Raw genomic sequence first — 11362 nt, 5'->3', positions numbered from 1 at the left:
CCGCCTCGAGGAGCAGGTCGAAGCCCATTTTGGCGAGCACCCGGACGCTGAGGTCCTGCTGTCCCAGCCCGGCCTGGGCACGGTCCTCGCTGCCCGGGTGCTCGCCGAGTTCGGGGACGACCCGAAGCGCTACACCGACGCCAAAGCCCGCCGCAACTACGCCGGCACCAGCCCGATCACCCGCGCCTCAGGCCGCAAGACCGTGGTCATGGCCCGCTACGCCCGCAACAACCGGCTCGCCGACGCCCTGCACCAGCAGGCCTTCTGCGCCCTGAACGCCTCGCCCGGCGCCCGTGCCTACTACGACACCGTCCGCGGACGCGGCAAGTCCCACCACGCCGCCCTCCGCCAGCTCGGCAACCGCCTGGTCGGCATCCTCCATGGCTGCCTCAAGACCCATACCCCCTACGACGAGGCAACCGCCTGGCCGCGGAACGTCACGCTCGCACCCGCCCCTTGACATCCAAAAACATGGGATGTCTGACCTCTGACCTCCGACCACTGATCGCCTGACCGCCCGGCCGGCCCGGGTCACCCGGCGCCGGCCACGGGTGACCCGGGCCAGCGCCGGGCGCGCCAGGCACACCGGCCGGCAGGCGTCAGGCGTCCGCGTCGTCAGGCGGTGCTGCCGAAGAGGCGAGGCAGCGTCCCCTCGTGTGCGGTCCGCAGCTCGTCCAGCGAAATGGTGAACTGGCCGGCGACCTCGAGGTCGGCAGCAGCCGTCACGGCGCCGATCGGCCGCCACGGCAGTCCATGTGAGGCGCACAGGGCCGCGAGCCGATCCAGGTCGGCGGCGGCGATGGTCACGACCGCGCGCCCGGCCGACTCGCTGAACAGCTCGACAAACGGGTCGGCGTCCGCTGGGAGCTCGAGGCGCGCGCCGTGCGCGCCGCGCAGGCAGGACTCGACCAGGGCCTGCGCCAACCCGCCCTCGGAGAGGTCGTGCGCCGCGGTGAACAGGCCGTCGCGCCCGCCGGCGACGAGTACCTCGGCGAGCGACTTCTCCTGGGCCAGGTCGACGGCCGGTGGCGTACCGCCGAGGTGACCGTGGGTGACCCAGGCCCACTCGGAGCCGCCGAGCTCGTCCCGTGTCTCACCCAGCAGGACGACGGTGTCGCCCGCGCCGGTGAAGGCCATGGCGGTGCGGCGGCTCACGTCCGGCAGCAGACCGAGCACGCCGACGACCGGGGTCGGATGGATCGGAGTCGCCCCGGTCTGGTTGTAGAAGGAGACGTTGCCGCCGGTGACCGGTAGGCCCAGGCGCCGGCACGCCTCGGCGAGGCCCGCGCAGGCCTGGGCGAACTGCCACATGACCTCCGGGTCCTCGGGCGAGCCGAAGTTCAGGCAGTTGGTCACCGCGATCGGCTCGGCGCCGACGGCGGCGACGTTGCGGCACGCCTCGGCGAGGGCGAGCTGGGCGCCGGCGAACGGGTCCAGCCGGGCGTAGCGGCCGTTGCCGTCGGTGGCCAGCGCGATGCCGAGCCCGGAGGCTGACAGCCGCAGCACGCCTGCGTCCTCGGGCTGGGCCAGCACCGTGTTGGCCTGTACATACCGGTCGTACTGCTCGGTCACCCAGGCCCGTGAGCACAGGTTCGGCGAGGCGACCATGCGCAGCAGCGTCTCCCGCAGCTCGGCGCCTGTTCCGGGACGTACCAGGGCAGTCGGTGCGTCCGCGTGCAGCAGGTCCAGATCGGCCGGGCGGCGCAGCGGGCGCTCGTAGACGGGCCCGTCGTCGGCCAGCGAGCCGGGCGGGACGTCCACCACGACCTCGCCGTGCCAGCGGACGACGAGGCGACCGCTGTCGGTCACCGTGCCGATCCGGGTGGCGTGCACGCCCCAGCGCTCGGCCAGAGCCAGCACCTCGGGCAGCACGTCGGGGGTGACGACGGCCAGCATCCGCTCCTGCGACTCGCTGGCCAGCACCTCATGGGCCTCCATCGACGCCTCGCGCAGCGGGACGAGGTCGAGGTCGACGTCCATGCCGCCGGGCTGGCCGGTCGCGATGCCGGCGGCCGTCGTCTCGGTGAGCGCGCAGGTGAGGCCGGCCCCCCCGAGGTCCTGGATGCCGACGACCAGCCCGCGGTCGAAGAGCTCCAGGCAGCACTCGATGAGGATCTTCTCGATGAACGGGTCGCCGACCTGCACCGACGGGCGCCGGGCCGGGCCACCCTCCGCGTCGAACGTCGCGGACGCCAGGACGGACACCCCGCCGATGCCGTCCCGACCCGTCTTCGCGCCGAGCAGGACCACGGCGTTGCCTACACCGGTGGCCGCGGAGGTCTGCACCCGGCCGACCGGCATTACGCCCACGCACAGCGCATTGACCAGCGGGTTACCCGCGTAGACCGGATCGAAGACGACCTCGCCGCCGATGTTCGGCAGGCCCAGGCAGTTGCCGTAGCCGCCGATTCCGGCGACCACACCGGGCAGCACCCGGGAGGTGTCGGGGGCGTCCGCGGCACCGAAGCGGAGCGGGTCGAGGACGCCGATCGGCCGGGCCCCCATGGTCAGGATGTCGCGGACGATGCCACCGACACCGGTGGCCGCTCCCTGGTAGGGCTCCACGAAGCTGGGATGGTTGTGTGACTCGACCTTGAAGGTGACGGCCAGGCCCTCGCCGACGTCCACGACACCCGCGTTCTCGCCCATCCCGACCAGGAGCCGGTCGGTGGCCGGGGTGTCCCGGAACTGGCGCAGATGCACCTTGGAGGACTTGTAGGAGCAGTGCTCGCTCCACATCACCGAATACATGGCCAGTTCGGCGTCGGTCGGGACCCGGCCGAGGGTCGCGACGATCCGTTCGTACTCGTCGTCGGTGAGGCCGAGCTCGCGGTAGGGCTGGCTGGTGGTGGGGGCGGAGGGTGTTCCGGTCACCGCCCCATCCTGGCGGATCCGCGGGCGCAGGGTGTCGGCGACGCCCGTGCCGTCCGCTTCGGTGACCGGGGTCAGCCCTCGAGCAGGCCCTTGTCGGAGAGGTAGTCGCGGGCGACGTCCTCGGTCTTCTGCTGCTCGGCGTCCACCTTCTTGTTGAGCTCAGCCAGATCCGCCGTGGTGAGCACCGGTGCCAGCGCGTTCAGTGCGGACGTTATCTGCGGGGTGAGTGAGGCCGAGTTCACAATGGGCACCAGATTGTCGGCGTTCTGGAGCTTCTTGTCATCCGTGAGCACGACCAGGCCGTAGTCGGTGACCGTCGCGTCGGTGGTGAGCACCAGCCCGAGCTGCGCCTCGTCGTCCCGAACGGCGGCCTTGGTCTGCCTGGTCGCGACCCCGGTCTCGAGGATTCCGGTGATCTCGATTCCGTACACCTTCTCCAGGCCGGGCGCGCAGAACGGGCGGTTCACGCATTCGGCACCTGCCGCGAGCTCGACGGCGAGCCCGCTCGCCCCGAGGTCGGACAGCGTCTTCAGGTTGTGCTCCTCGGCGAACGAACGGCTCACCGCGAAGGCGTTCTGGTCGACGGCGTCGGCCGGTTCGAGGACGCTCAGCCCCCGCGCCGCCGCGAGCGTGCGGAGCCTGGCCAGCGCGGCGTCCAGATCGGACGCGGTGTCGGGCTGGAGATCGCCGCCGTTGCCCTGGGAGCTGAGGAGGTTGGCATAGGTGGCGACATACTGCGGCATCGCGTCGATCTCGCCGCTCTCGAGAGCGGACTGGCCGTCCTCCGTGGTCGACAGGGAGGTCCGTTCGACCTGGTAGCCGGCCTGGTGGAGCAGTTCGCCGTACATGTCGGCGAGGATCGTGCTCTCGGTGAACCCGGCGTCCGCGACCGTGAGCGAGCCGAGGCCACCGCCTTCGGGCTCCTCGCCGCCACCGCAGGCGACGACCGCCGCCAGCGTCAGGGCGAGCAGCGCCGCCGCCACCGAGTTCCGTCGCGCCGAGCGCCGTCTCATCGAGCCCTGTCCCACCGAGGTCAGAGCGCCGCGCGAAGCAGGCCACCCAGCACGGAGGTGAACATCCGCAGCCCGTCCGTGCCGGGCCCGGTCAGCTCCTCCACCGCATGCTCCGGATGCGGCATCAGGCCGACGACCCGCCGGTTCTCGCTGCACACCCCGGCGATGTCGTCGACCGACCCGTTGGGATTTCCACCCGCATAGCGGACGACCACCCGATCCTGCGCGGTCAGCTCGGCCAGGGTCGACGCGTCGACCACGTACCGGCCCTCCCCGTGCTTGACCGGTATGAGGATCTCCTCGCCGGCGGTGTAGGCGCCGGTCCACGCGGTGCTGCTGGTCTCGACGCGAAGCCGCTGGTCACGGCAGATGAAGTGCAGCCCCGAGTTGCGGGTCAGCGCGCCGGGCAACAGCCCGGCCTCGCACAGGACCTGGAAGCCGTTGCAGATCCCGAGCACCGGCAGACCGTTGCGCGCCGCCGCGACGACCGCGCCGACGACGGGGGAGAACCGCGCGATCGCCCCCGCGCGCAGATAGTCGCCGTAGGAGAAGCCACCGGGTAGGACAACGGCGTCGACGCCGTGCAGGTCGCTGTCACCGTGCCAGAGCGGGATCGGGTCGGCACCTGCGAGCCGGACGGCCGCTGCGGCGTCCCGGTCGTCCAGCGAACCGGGAAAGGTCACCACGCCGACCCTGGGCGCCCCTGGCGTGCCTGCGTCGCCCAGCGGAACTTCCGGCATCTGTCCCCACCACCGTCTTCGCCTGTGACCTCGATCCGAGGCGTAACCGGCCTCAACCTACCGGCCTGCCACGGGATCAACCATGATCTGAGCCTTTTCCATCGTCGACTCGGACCTACGGCGCCCTCGAGGAGGAGGGGCGAAACCACCTCGGAAGGGGCCGATCAGGGGTCCCCGCCGGCGCGGGCCCGGATGAGCTGCGCGCCGGGGGAGCGGTCATTCCAGGTCAGAACCTTCTCCAGATGCACCCTGGTGCCCTGGTGTGGCCCCTCCACGGCATCGAACCGGACCCGGTCCATGAGCGCGCGCATCAGGAGGATCCCGCGGCCGCCTTCCGACAGGTGCTCGGTCGGGCCATCGCCGTCGCCAACGCTGCCGTCGCCGTCGCCGTCGCTGCCGGCCGGGCCGTCGCCGTTGGGGCTTGCCGCGCCGCCGCCTTCGAGGGCCTTGGCCACATCGAAACCGCCGCCGTGGTCGACGACCTCGATCACGGCGAGCCCGTTGTCCACCCCGACGCGGACCTCGTAGTCGTCGTCCGCGGTCGCGTGCGCGAGCACGTTCGCGCAGGCTTCGGTCAACGCGAGCTCGACGTCGGCGGTGCAGTCCGGCGAGACACCGAGCACGGTGAGCGCCTGCGCACAGATTCGCCGGACGATCGGAATGGAGATCTCGTCCCGGGGCAGCGACAGACCCAGCTTGATCTCCACGTCGCTCGGTGTACCCCCGGCGGTCCGTCAGCAACCGGCGGCGCCTGCGACGACGACCACATCGACGTCAACGACGACGAGCGCGTCGGGGACGAACGCCTCGGGGACGAGGATGTCAGGTCAGTGTGCTGATGATCGCCCGCGCGAGATCCGTCCCCGAGCGCCAGGCCGACTCCACCCGGGGTTCGCCCCAGCCGTCGCCGGCCAGGCCCACCCTGGCCGCGCCGAGGAAGTACGTCTGCTCCCGGGGCGCGGCCGGGCGGGCGAACGTCCAGCGCTGCACGTAGGTCCAGTCGGGTTCGACCGGGATGCCGAGCAGCCGCCGCAACGCCTCGGTGAGCGCCGGCGCGGCCGCCGGTGGATCGGTGAGCCGGCCGGCGGCGAACTGGGCGGTCGAGTGCGCGACCAGCACGGGCGCGTTGTCGCCGCGGCGGCGTCCGTCGTCGGCGATCCACTCGATGGTCGGATCCCGGTGGACGAAGGCGCCGTCGATCGGTGACCACCGCCGGGTGGACCAGCCGGCGAGCAGGGCGAGAACCGGCGTCCAGGCCCGTCCGAGCAGGGCGGCGCGTTCGGCGTGGAGCTCGGGAGCGAGGTGCCGCAGGGCCTGTGGGTCGGGCATCGCCAGGACGACGGCGTCCACCGGCTCGCCGTCCACCATCGGCCCCGGCTCCACCGTGGTGACCGGGGACGAGTGCGACACTCGGACCCCACCGCGGGCGGCCAGGTCGGCCACCAGGGAACGAATGCCGCGAGGGGCCGCGTACCGCAGCGGGCCCGGCATCGCGGCGGAGATCGTCCGGGACGGGCCGTCGATCACGGGGAATCTCGTCGTCCAAGGCCGAACGAGGCCGCGGGTGAGCCAGTCGTCGACGATCTCCAGGAAATCGGGGCCGCGGGCGGTGAAGTACGACGCGCCGGAGTCGACGATCCGGCCGTCGATCCACCGGGACGCCATCCGGCCGCCGACCACCCGGCCGCGGTCACGTACCTCGACCTCGATGCCGTGGGCCCGAAGCTCCCGCGCACAGGCGATCCCCGCGATCCCACCACCTGCGACGACGACTTTTGACACGTTCCAACCGTCCTGGGTAGATCTTCCTCTCCGAAGCGACCCGAAGCTGGTGTGGAGCGGGCGGGCCGCGACGTCATCGTGCCCCGGCCGGCAGCTGCGGGACGTCCCCGGCGGGCACTTGGGCGCAGATCGGAGGGAAAACTCCCGTACGGAAGGGGGGAACCCCGCGGGCCGAGGTAGTGATGACGCCGCCGGCGCCCCGTCGGCCCGCGATCGGCATGCGGGCGGTGGCGCATGTCGGGAGGTGACCCGACGCGCTGATGCCCTAGCCTTACCGCCTAGCCCACTCGCGTTCCACCGAGCCGCTTGCGGTTCGCGGAACCCGATCTTTGCTCATCTGCCCGCGCGGCGTCCGGCGCTGCGCGGGCCCGGCCGCGGAGGCTCCCCGATCGCCCGCCGTACGACGCCCAGCCGTCCCGAATCCCGTTCCGACCAGGTGCCGGCCGTCGGACCGCGCCAGCCCTGCCCGTGTGGCTCCGGCCGGCGGTACAAGGCGTGCCATGGCGAGCGGACCCGTCCGGCGCCGGTGCTGCGCCCGTTCCAGGGCCGTCAGGACGAGCCCGACCTGGTCGCGTTGCGGGAGTTCGTCCCCAGCGCGACCGCCCCGCTGACGCTGTCGGCGGAGCACCTCAACGCCCACCCCGAGCACGCGGACCGGCGGATCATCCTCGGCACGCTGCTCCCGCAGGCCGCGCCCGCGGTGGTCCGTGACGACGGCGAGATCCTGCTCGCGATGCAGACCCTGGTCAGTGGTCTGGACCCGGCGGCCGACCTCGCCGGCGCGCTGCTCGCGGCCCTCGACACAAAGCCCGGAACGGTGGTGGAGGGCCCGCCGGCCTCCGCGCTGGCGGCTGTGGAACAGCTGCCCGGTGGCCTCGCCGAGCTGCCCCGGCTCGCCGACCTGCTCGACCCGGCCCCGCTGGAGGTGACCGTCCACTCAGGTTTCACCTGGTGGATTCCCTCGTCGGAGGGCACGGAGCCCAGCGCGGAGGTCGCCGCGAGCCTGGACCGGGCCAACGCGACCGTCGTCCCGACCACACGGCTGGAGTCCGTGCCGGCGGCCTACTGGTGCAACCCGGGCGACCGGCTGCACCTGCGGTGGGCACTGCCGCTCGGCGGCGGTGGCGACGGGGATGGGGACGGCGGCGGCGAGTCGTCGCGGGCGCTGTCATCCTCAGGTGATCTCACCGAGGAGGCGCTGCTCGACGCACTGGCCCGGCTGTCCGCCGCCGGCCAGCTCAGCGTCGGTGAAGGTTCACGTTTCGTGGGGTCCTTCCGCGCGGACGGTCTGGTCGTGCCGGTCTGGGACCTGGCCCCCGGCGCGGACGCCGAATCCTGCGAGAAGCCCGCGGCGGCGCTCTGGGCGGCGCTGCGGGAGACCGTCGCCGACGCGCGCGCCCTCACGCCGCAGGAGCGGCGGGTCCGCGCCGGCGTGGTCGGGCGTACGCTCACCCTCCGCTAGGCCGGCGGTGGCCTTTTCGGAACCGCTCGGCGGGGAACCGCCGAGAGGCCTCTTCGACGTGGTCGTGCTGGGCGCCGGACCGGCGGGCACGAGCGCCGCACGGGCGGCGGCGGAGGCGGGCGCCCGCGTCTGCCTGCTCGAACGCATGGACGTCCCGCGTTACAAGACGTGCGGTGGTGGGCTCGTCGGCCTGTCGACGGACCACGCTCGGATCGACCTCGCCCCGCTGGTCCGTGCACGGGTGGACGCGCTCACCATGACCCTGGACGGACGCCGCACCGTCACCCGGCGCCGCCGTGACGGCCAGCCGCTGCTGTCGATGGTGATGCGTTCCGAGCTGGACGCGGCGCTGCTCGACGCGGCGAAGGCGGCCGGTGTCGAGGTCCGCACCGGCACGCACGTCACCGGCCTGCGCGAGGACGACACCGGGCCGGGGAGCCCCACGGTGACGGTGCAGGTCCGCTCCGGCCCGGCGGTCCGCGGGCGGGTCGTCGTCGGGGCGGACGGCACCTCCGGCCGGGCCGGCACCTTCGTCGGCGTCACCTGCGACCAGGTGGATGTCGGTCTCGAAGGCGAGTTCGAGGTGTCCACCGCCGTGGCCGCCGAATGGTCCGGGCGCATGCTGCTCGACTGGGGGCCGGTGCCGGGGTCGTACGGCTGGGTCTTCCCCAAAGGCCGGGTGCTCACGGTCGGCGTCATCGGCAGCCGCGACGAAGGCCCGGCGCTGCGCAGCTACTACCAGGCGTTCGTCGACCGGCTCGGCCTCACCGACGCGCCCAGGGCGCACGACTCCGGCCACCTCACCCGAGTGCGGTCCGAGAGCTCCCCGCTCCGGCGCGGCCGGGTGATCGTCGCCGGCGACGCCGCCGGCCTGCTCGATCCGTGGACGCGGGAGGGCATCTCCTTCGCGCTCCGCTCCGGTCGGCTCGCCGGTGCCAGCGCCGCTGCGGGCGCCGCCGGCGACGTGGGCGCGCTCGAACGCTATCCGGCCCGGATCTGGGACGTCTTCGGCCCCGAGATCACCGCCGGCCGTTCGCTGCTGGCTGCCTTCGCCCGGCGTCCCGCGGTGATGCACGCGATGATGGTCGGCGTGCCCGGCACCTTCGGCCTGTTCGGCCGAATCATCGAGGGCCGTTCCACCGTGGCGCGCCAGCTGCGTCGTCCCGGTGTGGCCGCCGTGGTGGCCGCGCTCGCGAAGTGACCGAGATGGTCGGGATGGCCGACACGGTCGGGATGGCCGGGCGGGCGTGTCAATGCGTGCGGGCGCGTCAATGGAAGCGTTCGGCCACCGCTCCCGCGATCTCCTCGTAGGCCCGGCGGGTCTCCCGCCGGAGGAGGTCGAGAACGATGGGACCGCCGGCGGCGAGATGCGGGTCGAACGGCACCCGGACCACCTGGCGGGTCCGCGCCGCGAAGTGCTCCTCGAGCGCGTCGACGTCCACCGCCTCACCGGCTTGCGGAAACATGGTGATCACGGTGATGGCCTCGCTCACGTGGGCGTGGTGTCCATGCGCGTCCAGCCAGTCGAGGGTGCCGCTGGCACTGGCGCCACCGTCCGCGCTCGCGTTGCTGACGATCACCAGGGTGTCGGCGAGCTCGAGGACAGGGCGCATCGCGCTGTGGACCATGCCGGTGCCGCAGTCGGTGAGCAGGATCGAGTAGTGCCGCTGGAGCAGATCGTCGATCGCCCGGTAGTCCTCGTCGGAGAAGGCGTCGGAGATCTCCGGGTCGCTGGCCGAGGCCAGCACCTCCAGCCGCGACTCGGACTGCGACAGATACCGACGGACGTCCACGTAACGGTGTAGTCGATCGGCGTCCGCGAGCAGGTCGCGGACGGTGTGGCGGGTCGTTCGCGACAGGCGCGTCCCCAGCGTTCCGCGGTCGGGGTTCGCGTCGATCGCCACAACCCGGTCGCCGCGCAGGCTCGCCAGCGTGGATCCGACGGCGGCCGTGGTCGTGGTCTTGCCGACGCCGCCCTTGAGGGACAGCACCGCGATGCGGTGACAGTCGTCCAGAGGTGTGCGGACCCGACCGATCAGCCGCCGGTAGCGAGCCTCCTCGGGGGACGGGCCTGGATTGAGCGTGCCGGCGGACACCTGGTAGAGCAGCCGGCGCCACCCACGGGACGCCGTGTCCGGCCCGGCGGGCAGCAGCGCGTCCGCGGGTAGCCCGCCGTAGGGGTCGGCCGGCTGATCGCCATAGGGCTCGTCATACAGCTCGAAATGTGGCGAAGGCTGGTCCCAGTCCTGCTCCCGCGCCTGTGGCTCGTCGTAAGGCAGATCGCTGCGGGGATGCCGGCCCGCGGCGGCGATGGGGTAGTCGTGTGGCTCTGTCGAGTAACCGGGCTGCCCCGTCGAGGTCGAGAAGCCGGGTCGATCCGCCTGGTGAGCGGGCGGCTCCGTCGAGCCGGCCGGCTCCGCCTGTGGGGGCTCGCGCAGCCAGGACGCCACCCGCCCGGAGCGGTAGGGATCGGTTCTCGGCGCGGTCGAGGCCCCGGTGGACCCGGGTGGCGGCGGCGGAGCGGCATAGCCCGGAGGCGGGAGCGGAGGGGGTGGGGGCGGAGGGGGTGGTGGAGGTGGTGGTGGTGCCGCGTAGCCGGGCGACGACAGCGGTGGCGACGACAGCGGTGGAGGGGGCGACAGCGGCGGAGGCGGCGCGGGATAGAGCGTGGACGGCCGGTACTCACCCGTGGCTCCGGGCGGCAGGCCGTGATCGAGAAGCGGATCGAACGTCCGCGTCGGCACGCCGTCGATCAGGCGAGCCGGTCTTGCCGGCGGCGCAGGCGGGATCGCCGTGTCGTTGTGGGCCGTGTCGTTGTATCCGGGCCGCAGCGACGGCCAGGTGTCCACCCCCGGCCGCGCGGGCGGCGGCGCCGGTGGCGAGTAGAGCGGCTGCGGCGGACCCGGCAGGGCTGACGTTGGCCCCGGCAGGGCCGAAGTCGCCCCGGGATGGGCCGTGCTCGGGTTCGGCTGGGCTGCGTTCGAGTTCGGATTCGGCAGGGCGGCCGGCCCGGCCAGGGCGGTTGGTTGCGGCGATTCCACGGACTGCGACCAGTCCACGGACTGCGACCAGCTCGGAGGCTGTGACCAGACGGGCGGTTGCGACCAGCCCGGTTCGCTCGGACGGTCCGGGCCGCCTACCTCGATTCCGCCTACCTCGATGCCCCCGCGGCCACTGCCCGCGGCCGCTGCCGCGGTTGACCCGACACCGAGGCCGGCACCATGCACGCCGGCACCATGCACGCCGGCACCATGCACGCCACCGACGTCGATCCCGCCGACGTCCACCCCGCCGACCTGCACGCCGCCCACGTCGATCGCATCGCGGTCGTTCCTGGGCCGGTCAGGCATGCGGGTGTCGTATGCCCCGGTCACCTCCACGGACATGCCACCGGAAGGCGACGGGTGGCCCCCACCACCGATGTCGTCGGTCCTGTTCATGGTCGCCTGCTCATGATCCTGCCTGAGATGTACGGCCGCCCTGTGACGAAA

Annotated in this window: 9 protein-coding genes; 3 read left to right on the top strand and 6 right to left on the bottom strand. The window is 72.8% G+C overall.

The features are described 5' to 3' along the window. On the top strand, nucleotides 1-460 hold a 460-nt coding region (locus tag FREUN1FDRAFT_RS23250), incomplete at its 5' end, for an IS110 family transposase (protein WP_006542665.1). Between the two features lie 155 nt (nucleotides 461-615). On the opposite strand, the gene purL is transcribed toward FREUN1FDRAFT_RS23250, so the two are convergent. The 5 genes from purL to FREUN1FDRAFT_RS23225 form a co-directional block, all read right to left on the bottom strand. Continuing rightward, nucleotides 616-2949, bottom strand: a complete 2334-nt coding sequence (gene purL, locus FREUN1FDRAFT_RS23245; protein WP_369809815.1) for a phosphoribosylformylglycinamidine synthase subunit PurL — start codon at nucleotides 2947-2949, stop codon at nucleotides 616-618. Next, entirely contained in the window at nucleotides 2946-3887 is a 942-nt protein-coding gene (locus FREUN1FDRAFT_RS23240; protein WP_006542663.1) for an ABC transporter substrate-binding protein, read from the bottom strand. Before FREUN1FDRAFT_RS23240 ends, purL begins: the two co-directional genes overlap by 4 nt. Nucleotides 3888-3907: 20 nt before the next feature. Beyond that, nucleotides 3908-4627: a phosphoribosylformylglycinamidine synthase subunit PurQ gene (gene purQ / locus FREUN1FDRAFT_RS23235; RefSeq protein ID WP_006542662.1), complete on the bottom strand. Its 720-nt coding sequence runs from the start codon at nucleotides 4625-4627 to the stop codon at nucleotides 3908-3910. A 164-nt stretch (nucleotides 4628-4791) separates the two neighbouring features. After that, nucleotides 4792-5334, bottom strand: coding sequence for an ATP-binding protein (locus tag FREUN1FDRAFT_RS23230; RefSeq protein WP_006542661.1), 543 nt, complete (start codon nucleotides 5332-5334; stop codon nucleotides 4792-4794). Between the two features lie 115 nt (nucleotides 5335-5449). After that, the gene (locus FREUN1FDRAFT_RS23225) at nucleotides 5450-6409 is read right to left on the bottom strand and encodes an NAD(P)/FAD-dependent oxidoreductase (RefSeq protein WP_006542660.1); all 960 of its coding nucleotides are present in this window, start codon (nucleotides 6407-6409) and stop codon (nucleotides 5450-5452) included. 388 nt (nucleotides 6410-6797) lie between these two features. Between FREUN1FDRAFT_RS23225 and FREUN1FDRAFT_RS23220 the strand changes: the two genes are divergently transcribed. Beyond that, nucleotides 6798-7871 carry a DUF5926 family protein gene (locus tag FREUN1FDRAFT_RS23220; protein WP_369809814.1) on the top strand — a complete coding sequence of 358 codons (1074 nt, stop codon included), beginning with the start codon at nucleotides 6798-6800 and terminating at the stop codon, nucleotides 7869-7871. 7 nt (nucleotides 7872-7878) lie between these two features. After that, nucleotides 7879-9072 carry a geranylgeranyl reductase family protein gene (locus tag FREUN1FDRAFT_RS23215; RefSeq protein ID WP_006542658.1) on the top strand — a complete coding sequence of 398 codons (1194 nt, stop codon included), beginning with the start codon at nucleotides 7879-7881 and terminating at the stop codon, nucleotides 9070-9072. A 67-nt stretch (nucleotides 9073-9139) separates the two neighbouring features. Here the strand turns inward: FREUN1FDRAFT_RS23215 and FREUN1FDRAFT_RS47740 are convergent, their stop codons facing one another. After that, nucleotides 9140-11311, bottom strand: coding sequence for an AAA family ATPase (locus FREUN1FDRAFT_RS47740; protein ID WP_006542657.1), 2172 nt, complete (start codon nucleotides 11309-11311; stop codon nucleotides 9140-9142). Nucleotides 11312-11362 lie beyond the last annotated feature (51 nt).

This window comes from Parafrankia sp. EUN1f (assembly GCF_000177675.1).
Lineage (GTDB): Bacteria > Actinomycetota > Actinomycetes > Frankiales > Frankiaceae > Parafrankia.
Note: the sequence above shows the minus strand (reverse complement) of the source record. Positions and strands in the feature narration are given on the sequence as shown.